This window comes from Aliidiomarina sanyensis (assembly GCF_003987175.1).
In the GTDB taxonomy this organism is placed as follows: domain Bacteria; phylum Pseudomonadota; class Gammaproteobacteria; order Enterobacterales; family Alteromonadaceae; genus Aliidiomarina; species Aliidiomarina sanyensis.
The window spans coordinates 135819-151454 of record NZ_PIPM01000006.1; the positions used below are offsets into that span (position 1 = coordinate 135819).

Here is a 15636-nt window from a genome sequence, read left to right on the forward strand (position 1 = left end):
CCCAACGCAATGCGTTGGCTACGTGTATCGTGTCGAACCCAACGCTGTGCGTTGGCTACGTGTATCGTGTCGAACCCAACGCAATGCGTTGGTTATGTGTATAACATTATGTTATCAGGTGATGCGAAAATTGCATAATATTGCATGAGGTTTGAAGGCCTGCTAGTTTTCTCCTCGACTTACAGAATACTAACAATTCAAAACTGTGTAACAACACGAGGCTCATTATGAAAACGCACAACAACGCGTCTTTGAAAACGCCAGACTTCAAGATCAGCACACTCGCACTTGCCATTGTGGCAACGATGGGGGCGGTATCAACCTCAGCAGCAATCGCTCAAGAGGAAGAAGCGCAAGAGCAAGAGCGCTTTGAAACGATCGCCGTGACCGGTTCACGGATTGCTCGTGCCGAGGAATCTGGTTCACCGGTTCAGGTGCTGACTGCAGATGAACTGAACATTCGAGGCGCGCTTAGCCTTGGGGAAATCTTACAAGAGCTCCCAAGCGTCGGTGCCAGCTTAAACAGCAACGGAACCGCCGGTACGTCGCACGGAACGGCCAGCTTGAACTTGCGGAACCTCGGTGAGAACCGTTCTTTGGTGCTGGTTAACGGACAGCGTTGGGTGAACGGTGCAGGGACGCGGGGTTTCCGTGACTTCGTGGATCTCAACACCATTCCGTCCATCATGATCAACCGCGTTGAAGTGCTGCAAGACGGTGCCACAGCAATCTATGGTGCGGATGCGATTGCTGGGGTGGTCAACATGTACACCCACCGTGATTTCGTCGGCACACAAGTGAAGGCTTACTACGGTGAAAGTTCACGGGGTGACCGTGAGTCCGTGAATTTCGACCTGCTCCACGGCACGGATATTGGCGACAGCAACTTAATGATTGCGTTGAGCTACGCGGACCAAAAGCCGATCTTCTCCCAGGACCGCTCCCTCACCGCTGTACCGCTCAATGGGCTGTCGTTCGGTACACGTGAGGGCGTGATTCGTGCCCCGCAATTACAAGATTTGTATGATTTTGACACCACGCCGGGAATTACACGCGATCCAGGCGCAGATGGCATGAACCCAGATAACTGGCGTCAAATTACAGCTGCTGATCGTTACAACCGTTGGGACAATAACTACGTGATGGGGCCATCGACGCGGACGGCATTGTTTGCGCAGTACTTGGTGCCTTACGAGCAATTCAACATGCGTGTTGAGGCGCTTTATAACCGCCGGGAGTCAGACCAACAGTTCTCGCCAGCGCCACCGGCCATTTTTGGCAACCAAGGCTTCTTTATCCCTAACAATCCAACCGTGAACCCGTTTGGCGTTGAGCTCAGCGGCAATAGCTTCCGGATTGATAACTACTTTGATGACCTCGGCCCTCGTGTGAATGCACAAACGGTTGATACGGTTCGGGTTGGCCTTGGCTTTGACGGGTACATCAATGCAGATTGGGATTGGGATGCGTTTGTCTCATATGCACGGAACCGTGCTGAGTTCGTATCGAACCATCAGATCAACTTGGATAACCTCGCACTTGGCTTGCGGGCTTGTGACACAACGGGACTATCCGGCACGATTGAGGCGGCGCAAGGCTGTGTACCGGTTAACATCTTCAACGACCTAACCCCTGAAATGGCGGACTACATTCGATTCACCGGCCGCGATACCAACGAATCACGTCAAACCAACGCGAACTTCAACGTGACCGGTTTGCTGACTGACCTGCCAGCGGGTGAGCTGCGCATGGCGGCAGGCGTTGAGTACCGTAAAGAAGAAGGGATTGATACCCCAGACGATTTTATTAACAGCCCAGCAGAAATTGTTACGGGGAACCGGACTTCTTCTGCTCCACGGACCGGCACGCGCGGTGAATACGACCTGTATGAAGGGTATGCAGAGTTTAGTATTCCACTGCTGGCCGACCGTCAGGGTATTGATATGCTCGAGCTGACCGCCGCAGGCCGTTATTCAAACTACAGCACTTTTGGTAGCACCTTTAACACCAAGTTCGGTCTGAACTGGCGCGTGAACGATGACATCATGTTCCGCGGTACCTTTGCCGAGGGCTTCCGTGCACCATCCGTGCTTGAGCTCTTCGAAGGTCAGCGTTCGACGTTCTCGCCGGTTGCCGACCCATGTTCAGGCGGTGCAAATTTGCCTGGTTGTACAGGCGTTCCGAGCGACTACGTACAAGGTGAAACGCAGGTTCCAACGACGGTTGGTGGTAACCAAGATCTGCAACCAGAAACCTCTGAGAATATCTCTGTTGGTTTTGTCTACACTCCAGAAGCGTTGCGTGGCTTTAGCCTGACGTTTGACTATTACGATATTCAAATCGAGGACACCATCAGTACCTTTGGGGCGCAAAACTTAGTGAACTTGTGTGCGAACACTGGCCGTAACTGTGGCGTGATTACTCGGGCATCAAATGGTGAAATCACCAATATCAACGATGGTCCAGTTAACCTCAACAGCACCTCGGTTCGTGGGTTTGATGTGGTCAGCCGCTACAACTTCGATACCGATATCGGTAACTGGGATGTCATGCTGAGCGTTTCGAAACTCGAAGAATTTAAAGAAACTTCAACCTTGGCCGATGGCTCAACGGTGGAAGACGATCGCACTGGTCGCGCAATCCTTCGTGCAGCTTACCCAGAGTGGCGTAGCAACTTGAACGTCCAATGGCGTCGCAACAGCTGGTATGCAAACTACAGCTGGCGTCACATTGGTAGCACCAACGAGCTGTTCCAAGGCGAAGATCGCTCAATCGGTTCGGTGTTCTACCACAACGCAGCAGTTGCCTATGACTTCAGTAATGGGTTGACGGCACGTTTTGGGGTGAACAACATCACCGATAAGCAGCCGCCTGCGTCGCGGGTGAATATCAATATTAACTTTGATATCAACACCTATAACCCAGTAGGGCGCTTCAGCTACGTGCAATTGGTTTATAACTTCTGAGTCCCGGAGAAGTGGTGGTCCCTGTGCATGGTGCACAGGGGCTCACCAACGTCCAATCGTACCACCTGACATGATGTGAACGATCTGAACAGCAAGGAATTTCAATGACCAATCCAGACAGTTTCCAATTATGGCAAAGCTCGCAAGGGCATCTGCCGTTGGTCTTCGATTCCCCCCACAGCAGTGCACACTTCCCGGACACGTTTCCGACTTCGGCAACGGAGAGCGAACTCAAAAGCGGATGGGATGCCTTTGTGGACGAGCTTTGGCTACCGGCGGTGGAACTAGGCGCGAGCCTGCTGGCTGCAAAATTTTCCCGGATGTATATCGATCCCAATCGTGCGGTCACAGATATTGATCCTGAGATGTTAGCCGAGCCATGGCTCGGTGATATTCAACCGACTCAATATTCAGAGCGGGGTATGGGTTTGCTCCGTCGCTATGCACTGCCCGGAAAACCAATGTATGCGGAGCTTTTACCAATAGCTGAGGTCGAGGCACGCATTGAACGTTTTTATCTGCCGTATCATCGTTGTTTGCATGACTTGTTGGATCTGTACAGCACATACTTCAAAGGCGTGTGGCATATTGATTGCCATTCGATGAAATCCAAAGGCAACGCCATGAATATTGACGCGGGTACGGCAAGGCCCGATATTGTGCTTGGCGATGCCGATGGAACGACTGCAGACCCTGAATTCACAGCGGTGATTCAGAACGCGTTTGAAGGGCTTGGATATAAGGTGGCGGTCAATTACCCGTACAAAGGCGGTCATTGTATTCGAGCCTATGGCGATCCGCGCCGGAATCGACATAGTGTCCAAATTGAAATTAATCGCGCGCTCTATATGAACGAAGCGGCGTTTGAGAAAAGTGATAATTTTGATGCGTTCCAACAGGATCTTCGCACAGTTGCACAGTCTGTGGCTGAATACGTGAAGTCCAAAATTTAGAGGTTTTGATGTCGCATCCAGACTCCACGGGCTCAAAGCAGCGCTCGGCGCATGAAGAAACAATTGCAGCCCGTTTGCAAAAATCAGACGATGGGGCGCCTCAAAAAGCCCTCAAAGCGAAGCACCGACAGACAGAGAAGCGTGGCAGCAACCCCATTATTGTTTTGCTCAGTATTCTATTGCTCGCTGGCGCATTGACGTACTTGGTGGGCGCTGGGCAGTTTGAGCGAGATGGCAATTTAGTCGTGCCGGGTTCGTATCAAAGCCTCGAGAAAGATAACTCCCTCACTAATTTATTCCGCTTCCGGGATGATCCCGAGGTGGCCCAGCCGGTCAGCCTCGTGCAGTTGGCACTCGCGATTCCACAAGGTTTAGAACGTGGTGCAAATCTAATTTTTATGGTCCTCATTATTGGCGGGATGTTTGGGATTCTGACCAAGGCAGGAGCTGTGCATGCGGGCCTTGAGCGCTTACTCGGTGCGGTACGCGGAAATGTGTACGTTCTCGTTCCCTCATTAATGTTTGTGTTTGCCGCCGGCAGTACCTTCCTAGGACTTGCGTCTGAATACCTTCTGGTGATCCCGCTCATGGTGGAGATGGCCCGTCGACTGGGCATGTCCCGGCTGATGGGATTGGCCATACTGACTATTCCGGTGAAAGCAGGATTCCTTGCTTCGGTCACGAATCCTGTCGCACTGACGGTGGCACAGCCGCTGGTGGATGTTCCCGTGTTCAGTGGGATCAGTATGCGCTTGGTCGCGTTTTTCGTGTTCACGATTGTGGGGATTATCTTCATGATGGTGATGATCAAGCGCGAAGGCTTTGATCCCAATGCAGAGATTGAATTTGATACGTCGCGTTTGAGTTTAAGGCACGCAGCGATGCTCGTGGTGTTATGTCTTGGGATTGCTCTCTTGGTGTATGCATCGACGTCTTGGGGCTGGCGCAACCAGCAATTGACCGCTTACTACATTGGGCTCGCGGTGGTGCTTGCATCGATAAGCGGGCTGGGGGCGAGTGGAGCTGCGGATGCCTTCGTCGAAGGGATGCGCAAGATCTTGCTCGCTGCCATTTTGATTGGTGTGGCCTTTGCAATAGCGGTTACGCTGCAAAATGGTCAAATCATGGATACGGTGATTTTTCGACTCACCGGTTTGGTGGGAGAGGATAATCAATTGCTTGCCGTGCAAGGCATGTTTGTGTCGCAGTTGATGCTGGACTTCATGATTCCCTCAACCTCAGGTCAGGCGGCGGTCAGCATGCCGATTTTGGGGCCAATTGGACAGTTGGTTGGTCTTACGCCGAATACCACGGTTCTCGCGTTCCTATTTGGTAACGGCATTGGCACCATTTTCACCCCAACCTCAGGAACCTTGTTAGCGTATCTCGCGACTGCGCAGGTGCCATGGTCGACGTGGGCACGTTTCGTGATGCCGTTGGTGGGGATTTATATCGTATGTTGCGTCGTGTTGCTTTCCATCGCCGTGCTGGTGGGGTACTAACCCAACGCAATGCGTTGGGCCCCAACCCGATAAAACACATATACCTGGGACCCAACGCATTGCGTTGGCTACATCCATCGTACCGCCCCGTCATCCGCGATCATATCGGCCCCGTAGCCAACGCACCGCGTTGGGCCCCAACCCGATAAAACGCATATACCCCGCACCCAACGCATTGCGTTGGTTACATCCATGGTATCGCCCGGTCATCCGCGATCATATCGGCCCCGGGCCCAACGCATTGCGTTGGTTACATCCATCGTACCGCCCGGTCATCCGCGATCATATCGGCCCCGGACCCAACGCATTGCGTTGGTTACATCCATTACGTCGTAGCCAACGCACCGCGTTGGGCCCCAACCCGATAAAACGCATATACCCCACATCCAACGCATTGCGTTGGTTACATCCATCGTATCGCCCGGTCATCCGCGATCATATCGGCCCCGCACCCAACGCATTGCGTTGGTTACATCCATTGCGTCGTAGCCAACGCACCGCGTTGGGCCCCAACCCGATAAAACGCATATACCCCACATCCATCAACATTTGTTTACATTTCTAAAGGTGATGTTTTCGTCGAAATTGTTAAGATGGTGTTTCGATTAGTAAGTACGAATAGCATGTAGCAACGATCAAGATGTTGGGTGTGTGTTCGTCAAGCGTTAGGAAACACACATGCAAGATCCGAAACATCCTCAATTCTCTGCCCTAAAACTAACAAGCTGCCTCCTTGGCGCACTCGTACTCTCCGCCTGTGGTGGCGGCTCATCGGATGGTGGGGATTCTGGCGGTGGCAACGGCGGGGGCGGAGGCGGCACGACAACCACGTTTACTGTATCCACGAGTACGAATGAGGGAATCACCCTCGCACCCACTTCCGCTCAAGTTCCCCAAGGTCAAACGACGGCATTTGATGTCCAAGTCTCGGGCGGCTTTGAGTTGAGCACAATCGAAGGATGTAACGGAAGTTACAGCGATGGGGTTTACACAACGGGCCCGATTAATAGCCCGTGTACCGTCTCTGCGACAGCACGTGTCGCACAGCTCACCATTCGCAGCAGCATCAATCCAGAAGCGGGGAGCATCAACCCCAGCAGCAATAGCATTGAGAGCGGCCAAACGACTCAGTTCACCGCGGAGCTTAATGAGTTTTATAGCATCACCGAGATCACCGGCTGTGCCACCGAAGAGCCGGAAGATCTTGGCGATCGGCGTTTCCGGATTCGTACCCAACCCCTGTTCGCCGCCTGTACTGTGCAGGTCCAAGCAGATCTGCCCGGTAATGATGTGTTCTATACTGCGAGCGTCATCGTTCATGGCGGAGGTTCGGTGGATGCAGAAGAAAAGCAGGCCAACTTCCAAGAAACACTCGCGTTCGAGTTTACTCCCGACGAAGGGTATGAATTAGTCGGAGTCTCCGGATGTGGCGGCAGCCTCGATGGACTGACATTCACCACTGCGCCCATGACCGAAGACTGCGGCATTCAGGCGCAGTTTATTGATGATAGCCTCGTTTATTTTGAAGATGACAATCTGCGAAATTCCGTGCGAAGTGCACTCAATATTACCCCAGTGAGCGTTACACGCGAGCAAATGGCGAATTTGACGCAACTCAACGCCAATGGACGGAACATTACCTCACTGGTGGGCCTTGAACATGCGGTGAATTTGCACACCCTGCAGCTCAACAATAACCGCGACTTGAGTGATATTTCGCCGTTGCATGGTCTGCCTCTTGAGACGGTTCTACTCGATCGCACCGCTGTTTCTCGGATTGATGCATTGTTTGGGGCGCCCCTTGAGCGCCTGCACATTGAGGAATCCAATGTTGAGCGTTTAGACGGAATTGAGTCGTTCTCAGATATGATTGATCTGCGCTTCTCGTTCACAACGATTTCCGATATTTCAGGCCTTGCGAGTTTGGCCTCACTGAATGTGGCCAATCTGCAATCGACTCGGGTAACCGATTTACGCCCATTACTCGAAAGCGGCCTTGGACAGGATAGCATCGCCTATTACTCTGGATGCGTTTCGTCGACGCAAGCGATTAGCCGACGTGTAGACGAGACCCTTGCAGAACGCGGGGTGATGACCTACTTGCCCGATTTCACGACGCGTCAAGACTGCCCGGAAGATCAAGGGCCAATTGCGGATATCGTGATGGACTTCAATGACGCGGGGAATATTGTCGCACAGTGGAATATTACGAACTTGGTGAGTCCAGAAGACGCCACCTGTGAGTTACACATCAACCTGCAACGCCAAACAACACGGGTACCTCATGCGGTAGTAGAATCGTGTCCTGCATCGGGTGAACTCGAGTTAGAAACATTCTTCGACCACGCCCGGGTGAGTTTGGTGGTGGATGATGGGTTGCATGCGCCGGTGCGCGTGAATACTCCGCAAGCACTGAATCCAAATCGTGATCGCGCCTTGTTCTTGGCCAACGCGGACTGGGGACAAGCTGTGCTGAAGCGCAACCCATATTTGGTTCCTAACCGCGCCGCCATGTATCGGGTGGAGTTACTGAGTGAAACGGGCGTCACGCCACCGGATGTGACGCTCCGCTTAAGTGGTGTGAATGGCACGCAAACCCTCACCATGAATAAGCCGTCGAGCTTGGGCAGCACGCCGAACTACATTTCGCTCAACCAAAGTTATCATGTGGAAGTGCCCGCAGCGCAGATGCAAGACGGACTACAAATCCGAGTTGAGGTGGGAGGGGAGACTCTCTACGAACACACGCCCACGTTTGTTGAGCCAATTCCGCTCTATATTACGGCCGTGCCCATGGTGATTGGTGGCACCGCTCCAAATATGCCAAGCGAAGCATGGATGCGCGATATGCTAGAAAGCCATTGGCCGCTCAGTGAGGTGAATATTCGAGTGCGAGCGCCGTATAATGTTCCCGCCAACGCCAATGTGAAAGACTTGCGAGACCTCTTAATCGTGCTGCGTGATTTGCGCAATGCTGAGGGAGCACAAGAGCACTATCACGGGTTCTTTAATCGTAACGCGATCGAGGATAAGCGTTATGCAGGTATGGCGTATCGTCCGGGGACTTCTGGTGTAACCTGGGATCAGCAGGACTCCGATACCTTCAGTCATGAACTGGGGCATAACTTCTCAATTGGCCATATCAACTGTGGTGGGCCGGAGGGTGTGGAGAACGATTTCCCCTATGATCCGAATCAGTTGGGCAGTGTTGGTGTTGGTCTCGATAACAACATTGTCTTTAATCCGACGAATACCACCGATTTGATGAGTTATTGTCACCCGCGGCACATCTCAGATTGGGTCTACGAGAAAGCCATGGATTACCTGCGTCGAACGCCTTCGCTGCCGTTTACCGGAACGGCTGTTGCCGAAGTAACCCAGGATATGTCGAGCTTGGCTTCAAGCCCAACGGTGTTGGAAATCAATGGCGTGATTGAGCCTTTGGGGCGCACTCGAATTGTAAGTAAAAACGAAATTTCGGCGCGCGATATTACATTTGGCTCAAGTGCATTTATGCTTGAAATTGAGGATTCGCAAGGCGCCTTGCATTATGCCTCGGTCGCAATGCTCGCGGATTCCTATTCCGATGGTAGCCAAGGGGGAATCTTCTCCGCCTTCACTGAGGTTCGGGATATTGTGCGCCTGCGCATTTTGCGCAACGATACCGAGCTGCTGGCCGTCGATATGCAACCCACGAGGTAGCCAACGCACAGCGTTGGGCCTAGATATGTAACCAACGCACCGTTACGGAACATGCGTTGGTTACATCAAGCAAAACGTAGCCAACGCACAGCGTTGGGGCCCAGACACAAAAGGACGAAAACTATGCATCACACACAACGCGTCGTCTTCGCTGCAATGCTCGGTGCTGCACTGACACTCACCGCCTGCGGCCCGAGCCAAACCCGCTCGGAAGGCAACGGTGCAACCTGGCTCGAAGAAGCCCAAAGCATGGTGATCTCAGGGAAGATTGATGAAAGTGGCGTCCACATTCGTCAGGTCATTCCCCAACGTACGCCGGCGCGGGCGAGCACAGGGCCGTATACAATGGCCACGCAAACCAGCGATGGGGTCCGTAATCAATACACCTTTGACGTGCAGCAAATGTCGCGGGGCACCGATAAGCTCTTTGAGATCAGCATCCCCATGAAGGACATCTACAGCTTGCGGATTTTCTACGGGCCGGATCTGATTTTTGAAACCACACAGCATACGTTCCCAGACTTTGAAGATGAGCTTCTGCGAGAATTGACGGCAACCCAAACCAACGGGCAGGTGTGTTTTGAGTGGCCTGCAGATACCTTCCCACATGCCGCGTTCGCTTGGCGCTACGAAGACCAGCAACGGCATTTACTCTTTGCCGATGCAGCAGACTCAGAAGCCTGTGCGCCGATAGACGACATGCCCGCGGGCGCGCGATTTGTCGTGACCCTACGCAACCACCTCGTCGTCCGACAAGCGATGTTGTAACCAACGCATGTTCCGTAACGGCGCGTTGGGCCACGGCCAGATAGAACACATATAACCCGCACCCAACGCATTGCGTTGGCTACATCCATTACGTCGTAGCCAACGCACCGCGTTGGGCCACGGCCCGATCAAACACATATACCTCGGACCCAACGCATGTTCCGTAACGGCGCGTTGGTCAAATCCTTTGCACGAACATTAAATATGACCTAAAATAAGACCATTATTTAGATTTTAAAAGAGGTCTTAATGCGCCAAGTGTTAGCTGATTTCTCTGTAAGTATCTCAGAGCTGAAGAAGAATCCAACGGCATTACTAACGCAGGCAAGTGGCTCACCCATAGCGGTCCTGAATCACAACAAGCCTGCAGCGTATCTGATCCCGGCGGAAACTTATGAAGCGCTGATGGACACAATTGAAGACTACGAATTGACGAAACTCGTCGAGGAACGCCGTGCCGATAAAGATAAAGCCATAGCGGTGTCCTTGGATGACCTATAAGCTGCGCTTTGTTCCTGCAGCGCTCAAGGAGTGGGAAAGGCTCGCTGCCCCGATCAAAAGTCAATTCAAAAAGAAGTTGGCCCAGCGCCTCGAAACCCCACGTGTACTGGCAGACAAGCTAAGGAATTATGACTCAGTCTATAAAATTAAACTTCGTACAGCTGGATATCGATTAGTTTACGAGGTGATTGATGATGAGCTTGTTGTGTATGTTTTAGCCGTTGGTAAGCGAGAGAAAGGCAAAGTTTACACCTCCTTAAAAAACCGAGCCCTGTAGCCAACGCATGTTCCGTAACGGTGCGTTGGCTACATCCATCGTACCGCCCGGTCATCGGTGATCATGTCGGCCCCGCACCCAACGCATTATGATGTCTGAGCAACAATAGGGATGGATGCCATGAGTGCCTGATTTTGCGTGCTGTCCTCGGTTCTCGAACTAACCCTGTCATTCACATATGCCGCCACAAACCGCATCGTTGCAATAAATGTGATGACAAAGAGAGTAGAAAAAATGGTAACTGGCGTGAAGAGAATCAAAAATGGGGCAAGGGAAGACGTTGTCTCATTAATTCCATTACCCAGGTGAGCATGGAATTGATAGATCGTCATGAAATTTGCGACATGGCAAAAGACCATAACGAATGAAGAGAGGGCAAGTATTGAGCTCATAATGGCTGCAGTGTAAAAGACCCGCTGCTTTGCACGCTTCTCTCCCAGCTCGTGGTTTCTGAGAGCAGCGAGTGTCAAATCCTCTTCTTCACTGCCAGCAAGATCGTGCTTTTCTTCGGACATCCTGTCCTCCTATTTAAAGTAATCCCAAATTTTTCAGACGGTAACTGAGAGCAGAGACAGAAACACCCAGTTCTTGAGCAAGTGACGACACCGACGATGCGCGTTTAAGCAGCGTTGGCATATGTTTTTTTGGCATTAAAAGTTCGGCGGCAAACGCGTTCGCTTCAGTTTCTCTAGCATCAGAGTTGATAAAACGGTCATCTCTTAGCAGGGTTGTCTCTTCGTTTACGTGGTTCAATATCACGTGGCCAAGCTCATGAGCTTGAGTGAAGCGACTTCGAGCACCATACTCATCTTTATTGAACTTGCAGATGTAACCATCAGTTGCAGAGAACTCTGCACTGCCACTAGCCCCGTTTAAATCTTCGTTAGACACACCAATCATTTGGATAGCGTATCTTTGCTCCTGTGCTTGAACCGATATTTTGCGCGCGATGGCAATGGGATCGATCGGGAATTTTTCATCCCATGCTATCTCGAGAGCTTTCTGTGCGGCGGCTTCAGCGCGTCGAATAGACATACAATCTCCTTTTGATGATGTTCCATATTGTAACATATTCCTCGATTCGCGCATCTAGATGCCGTTAGGGTATCCGCAATGACCACCACTTCAGGTACCGGTGATCATATCGGCCCCGCACCGATAAAACGCATATACCCCACACCCAACGCATTGCGTTGGGCCCCCGGCCCGATAAAACGTATATACCCCGAACCCAACGCACGTTCCGTAACGGCGCGTTGGGCCCCGGCCCGATCAAACGCATATACCTCGGACCCAACGCATTGCGTTGGCTACATCAAGCGCACCGTAGCCAACGCACCGCGTTGGGCCCCGGCCCGATAAAACGTATATACCTCGGACCCAACGCATGTTCCGTAACGGTGCGTTGGGTCCCGGCCCGATCAAACGCATATACCTCGGACCCAACGCATTGCGTTGGTTACATCCATCGTATCGCCCCGGCATCCGTGATCATATCGGCCCCGCACCCAACGCATTGCGTTGGTTACATCCATTACGTCGTAGCCAACGCACCGCGTTGGGCCACGGCCCGATAAAACGTATATACCTCGGACCCAACGCAGTGCGTTGGTTACATCCATCGTATCGCCCCGGCATCCGTGATCATATCGGCCCGCACCCAACGCATTGCGCTGGCTACATCAAGCGCACCGTAGCCAACGCATCGCGTTGGGCCACGGCCCGATAAAACGCATCTACCCCGCACCCAACGCATTGCGTTGGCTACATCCGTCGTACCGCCCGGTCATCGGTGATCCGCATCACGTGTCGGCGGCGCAGGACACGGTTAATTTGGGAAATACGCGCTGAAGCTTGTCAGCAAAGGTGCGTTGCACGTCAACATCCCCATGCACCAAGCGAACCTCGCGGACAAAGGCGTCACCGGTTTTCACATTCCCGACAAACTCCATCAGCTCCTGCTGATCTGCATGAGCGGAATAGCCGCCCAAGGTATGCACTTGCGCTTTGATATCGATTCGCTGGCCCTCGAGTTCAACCCAACCTCCGCGCGGGCCATAACGCTGAATATCACGCCCTGGTGTGCCGGCCGCTTGATAGCCGACAAACAAGACATCCGTGCGTGGATCTGGCAACAGCGCCCGTAAATAATTCACCATGCGCCCACCGGTGGCCATGCCGCTGGCGGCAATCACAATGCAGGGATCGCCCGTACTGCGCAAATAATTGACGATCCGCTCGTGCTCCTCGTGGCCATTTACCGTATGGAGCCGCGCAAAGTTGAGTGGATGACGGTCCTCGTGCACCCGTTGCGTTGCCTCTTCATCCCAGAGTTCTTTCATACGCCGATATTGTTGGGTGAATTGTGCCGCCATTGGCGAATCCACAATCACGGTCATCTTGCGCCAAGTATCGTGGTGGGGCGAGTCTGGATTGCTACCTTCCCGATGAATAATATCCTCGAGTTCATAGAGCAACTCTTGGGTTCGCCCAATGCTAAATGCGGGAATTAAGATCGCACCGCGATCCGCGACACAATGTTCAACAATGGCTTGCAATCGTTGTGCCCGTTCGGCGCGATTTTCATGATTACGATCCCCGTAGGTACTTTCCAGCACAAGGTAGTCGGTGTGTGCGGGGAGGGGAGCGGGATCTGGCAAAAGGGGGGTGTTTTTACAGCCTAAATCGCCGGAGAAAACAATTTGGCGCCTGCTGTTTGGCAGCCGGCACCGCACAAAAGATGAACCAAGGATATGGCCTGCTTGATGAAATGAAATCTCAAGGTTCTCGGCAACAGTGATGGTCTCTTCATAGCGCACAGGACGCAGAAGTTCTTGGATAAGCCCAACCACTTGTGCAATCAAGGCGCCATTGCGGGTCATGCCGACTTTGAGGGCATCTTCGATGACCAGAGGGAGTAAGTGAGCGGTCGCTTCGGTGCAGTAGATTGGCCCACGGAAGCCGGCAATTAAAAGCCAGGGCAGACGACCGACGTGGTCGATGTGGCAATGAGTGACAATCAGCGCACGCACGCTATCAAGCGGAAAATCGACAGCTTGGTTGTCTTGTGTGGCGGAGCCGGGCGAGGTTTCCGCCCCTTGAAACAGGCCAATATCGATCAGAACCGAGTCGGTCTCGGTATACCAAAGTTCGTGACACGAGCCAGTGACACCGACTCGCGCCCCGTGGTGTTGTAATTTCACGTCCATGTTGTTCCCTTATTTGTCGTATCCAACGTATCGTCTCGGTACCTGTGATCATATCGGCCCCGCACCCAACGCGCCGTTACGGAACATGCGTTGGTTACATCACCATATCATAATTTTCAAAATAGTCAGTTCCTCAAACATTTAGGGGTTTTCCCCTATTTTTGACTTGTGTGATGGAAATCTCAGGTTATTGTATGAAGTTAACGGACATGCAAGAAAATCAACGCAAATCCAGCCTTACGGGTTGCATTTAATCTAGGGAAAGAGATGAACGAGATCATGAATCAACAGAACTTTCAGGCACTCATCATGGTCGGAGATCAGGTGGTACTTACATTGAAGGTCCCGTCGACGCAGTCTGTGTTTGTTGTGACGGAAACGGTGTTAAAAGAACTCAATAAAACAGAGCAGGCGACGCATGCGTGCATTTATAGTCCTGACGGACGAATCACAGAGCTGAAAGCAACGGATACGTGGCTCGTTGCGCATGTTAAAGCGTTGAATTTGCGTTGAGTGAAAGCATTTAACTTGGGGTCATCGGGGGACCCGGGGGTCGGACTGATATAGTTCGGCCCTTTTTTCATCCCGTAGCCAACGCATTGCGTTGGGGGCAGGCTCGAACCCAACGCACCGTTGCGGACCATGCGTTGGCTACATCACGTGCACCGTGGTGGGGCGATGTTCATCAGATCTGATACTCGATCCATGTTACAGCGTTTGGAAGATAACCAAGCTTGCCGCTTAAACAGCACCCACTCGATCGTCTCGGGGTTAAGATCAATATTAGGATCCATATCCATAGCCTGCCGATTGACAGATGTCGCGACCGTAAATGCGCCCGATAAAATGAAACAAATAGTCATTAAGGTACGCATGGGAACTTTTAGTCAGAAGATGATGGCTGGGTGCGGGGAGCGGGGCCGGATTGATAACGGAGCAACGTGGAAAGTTGCTCAAATTCTTTGGGTTTTGTTATCTAAAAAAGCCGTAAAAACATCGATTTGAAACATGCTCGCTGAAATAATTTTGCTAGCTGGAATCGTCACAGCATATTGCTCCAAAAAGAGTTCAAGTTGTGTTTGATTTGGCGTGTCTTCCTTCTGAAACTTGGAGGTGTAGTGCTCGCGGTAGAACTCCGTTAAGGTCAACTCAAGTGTCGACTCATCGAGATAACCACTGTAGAACGGCACGATAACGATATTCTCCAGTTCTCCTTGCTCAAGATCTGATTTAATCAAATTCCCGATATAAACCTTTCTGTTATCTAAGTTAACTCGTAGAAGTGCAGCCGAAGAGGTACCAAGCGGGGTCTCATTCTCCTTCCGTAATGCACCAAGAAACAATTTCTCCATCTCGTTAGTTGTATGGCGCTCTATATTATTGTCGTCGTGATCGGAACTCAGATGCTGCCAGGCCTTTGAATTTAAAAACAGAATGATAAGTAAGAATAAAAGAAACAGGAGATGTCCCGCAGTAAGGTTAACGTCAAAACCGGCAGCCTGCGCGTTCAACGAGGTTTGAAGTCCAAGATGTTGACGTCCGCCCGAGAACTTTGCAAGAGAGTTTCCAAGATGAGCAAAAATATATGTGAAAAAAGCTGCAAGAACAGAAAAGCCAACGCCCCTTACTATAATTTGCATAGAAAGCAGTGCGGTTGGTGTGCGCTTGATTTTGATACCACCGTCAGGGCTGTATTTTATTGATATAAAGCCCACAAACGATATCAGTAAAATAACGAGAGAAAAGGTTACCATCCGT

General features: G+C 51.8%; 13 protein-coding genes. 9 read left to right on the plus strand and 4 right to left on the minus strand.

Translation table 11 applies throughout. From position 1 onward, the window contains the following. The first annotated feature begins 227 nt into the window (after positions 1-227). From CWE11_RS07545 to CWE11_RS07575, 7 genes are all read left to right on the plus strand, one after another. Positions 228-2966 (plus strand): TonB-dependent receptor, encoded by a 2739-nt coding sequence (locus CWE11_RS07545; RefSeq protein WP_241971753.1) that lies wholly within the window; start codon positions 228-230, stop codon positions 2964-2966. Between the two features lie 104 nt (positions 2967-3070). Further along, positions 3071-3919 (plus strand): N-formylglutamate amidohydrolase, encoded by an 849-nt coding sequence (locus tag CWE11_RS07550; protein ID WP_126777004.1) that lies wholly within the window; start codon positions 3071-3073, stop codon positions 3917-3919. A gap of 8 nt (positions 3920-3927) precedes the next feature. Beyond that, on the plus strand, positions 3928-5421 hold the full coding sequence (locus CWE11_RS07555; RefSeq protein WP_126777005.1) for a YfcC family protein: 1494 nt from the start codon (positions 3928-3930) through the stop codon (positions 5419-5421). A 678-nt stretch (positions 5422-6099) separates the two neighbouring features. Further along, positions 6100-9123: a M66 family metalloprotease gene (locus CWE11_RS07560; protein WP_126777006.1), complete on the plus strand. Its 3024-nt coding sequence runs from the start codon at positions 6100-6102 to the stop codon at positions 9121-9123. A gap of 123 nt (positions 9124-9246) precedes the next feature. After that, entirely contained in the window at positions 9247-9891 is a 645-nt protein-coding gene (locus CWE11_RS07565) for a hypothetical protein (RefSeq protein ID WP_126777007.1), read from the plus strand. A 249-nt stretch (positions 9892-10140) separates the two neighbouring features. Beyond that, on the plus strand, positions 10141-10392 hold the full coding sequence (locus CWE11_RS07570) for a type II toxin-antitoxin system Phd/YefM family antitoxin (RefSeq protein WP_126777008.1): 252 nt from the start codon (positions 10141-10143) through the stop codon (positions 10390-10392). Next, the gene (locus CWE11_RS07575; protein WP_126777009.1) at positions 10382-10669 is read left to right on the plus strand and encodes a type II toxin-antitoxin system RelE family toxin; all 288 of its coding nucleotides are present in this window, start codon (positions 10382-10384) and stop codon (positions 10667-10669) included. Before CWE11_RS07570 ends, CWE11_RS07575 begins: the two co-directional genes overlap by 11 nt. Positions 10670-10755: 86 nt before the next feature. Here CWE11_RS07575 and CWE11_RS07580 read toward each other — a convergent pair whose 3' ends face one another. Together CWE11_RS07580 and CWE11_RS07585 are read right to left on the minus strand one after the other, a co-directional pair. Continuing rightward, positions 10756-11184: a hypothetical protein gene (locus tag CWE11_RS07580; RefSeq protein WP_126777010.1), complete on the minus strand. Its 429-nt coding sequence runs from the start codon at positions 11182-11184 to the stop codon at positions 10756-10758. 13 nt (positions 11185-11197) lie between these two features. Next, positions 11198-11740, minus strand: coding sequence for an ImmA/IrrE family metallo-endopeptidase (locus CWE11_RS07585; protein WP_157981320.1), 543 nt, complete (start codon positions 11738-11740; stop codon positions 11198-11200). A 316-nt stretch (positions 11741-12056) separates the two neighbouring features. Here CWE11_RS07585 and CWE11_RS12100 point away from each other — a divergent pair, with 316 nt between their 5' ends. Next, positions 12057-12398, plus strand: coding sequence for a hypothetical protein (locus tag CWE11_RS12100; protein WP_157981321.1), 342 nt, complete (start codon positions 12057-12059; stop codon positions 12396-12398). A 73-nt stretch (positions 12399-12471) separates the two neighbouring features. Here CWE11_RS12100 and CWE11_RS07590 read toward each other — a convergent pair whose 3' ends face one another. Beyond that, entirely contained in the window at positions 12472-13872 is a 1401-nt protein-coding gene (locus tag CWE11_RS07590; RefSeq protein WP_420808390.1) for an MBL fold metallo-hydrolase RNA specificity domain-containing protein, read from the minus strand. A 273-nt stretch (positions 13873-14145) separates the two neighbouring features. Between CWE11_RS07590 and CWE11_RS07595 the strand changes: the two genes are divergently transcribed. After that, positions 14146-14391, plus strand: a complete 246-nt coding sequence (locus CWE11_RS07595) for a hypothetical protein (RefSeq protein ID WP_126777013.1) — start codon at positions 14146-14148, stop codon at positions 14389-14391. Positions 14392-14831: 440 nt separating this feature from the next. Here CWE11_RS07595 and CWE11_RS07600 read toward each other — a convergent pair whose 3' ends face one another. Further along, on the minus strand, positions 14832-15632 hold the full coding sequence (locus CWE11_RS07600; RefSeq protein WP_126777014.1) for a hypothetical protein: 801 nt from the start codon (positions 15630-15632) through the stop codon (positions 14832-14834). Positions 15633-15636: the final 4 nt, after the last annotated feature.

What these genes read in the sequence shown, in the direction of transcription:
- CWE11_RS07545 (WP_241971753.1), top strand. Translation starts at nt 228, where the DNA reads ATGAAAACGCACAACAACGCGTCTTTGAAAACGCCAGACTTCAAGATC.
- CWE11_RS07550 (WP_126777004.1), top strand. Translation starts at nt 3,071, where the DNA reads ATGACCAATCCAGACAGTTTCCAATTATGGCAAAGCTCGCAAGGGCAT.
- CWE11_RS07555 (WP_126777005.1), top strand. Translation starts at nt 3,928, where the DNA reads ATGTCGCATCCAGACTCCACGGGCTCAAAGCAGCGCTCGGCGCATGAA.
- CWE11_RS07560 (WP_126777006.1), top strand. Translation starts at nt 6,100, where the DNA reads ATGCAAGATCCGAAACATCCTCAATTCTCTGCCCTAAAACTAACAAGC.
- CWE11_RS07565 (WP_126777007.1), top strand. Translation starts at nt 9,247, where the DNA reads ATGCATCACACACAACGCGTCGTCTTCGCTGCAATGCTCGGTGCTGCA.
- CWE11_RS07570 (WP_126777008.1), top strand. Translation starts at nt 10,141, where the DNA reads ATGCGCCAAGTGTTAGCTGATTTCTCTGTAAGTATCTCAGAGCTGAAG.
- CWE11_RS07575 (WP_126777009.1), top strand. Translation starts at nt 10,382, where the DNA reads ATGACCTATAAGCTGCGCTTTGTTCCTGCAGCGCTCAAGGAGTGGGAA.
- CWE11_RS07580 (WP_126777010.1), bottom strand. Translation starts at nt 11,184, where the DNA reads ATGTCCGAAGAAAAGCACGATCTTGCTGGCAGTGAAGAAGAGGATTTG.
- CWE11_RS07585 (WP_157981320.1), bottom strand. Translation starts at nt 11,740, where the DNA reads ATGTTACAATATGGAACATCATCAAAAGGAGATTGTATGTCTATTCGA.
- CWE11_RS12100 (WP_157981321.1), top strand. Translation starts at nt 12,057, where the DNA reads ATGTTCCGTAACGGTGCGTTGGGTCCCGGCCCGATCAAACGCATATAC.
- CWE11_RS07595 (WP_126777013.1), top strand. Translation starts at nt 14,146, where the DNA reads ATGAACGAGATCATGAATCAACAGAACTTTCAGGCACTCATCATGGTC.
- CWE11_RS07600 (WP_126777014.1), bottom strand. Translation starts at nt 15,632, where the DNA reads ATGGTAACCTTTTCTCTCGTTATTTTACTGATATCGTTTGTGGGCTTT.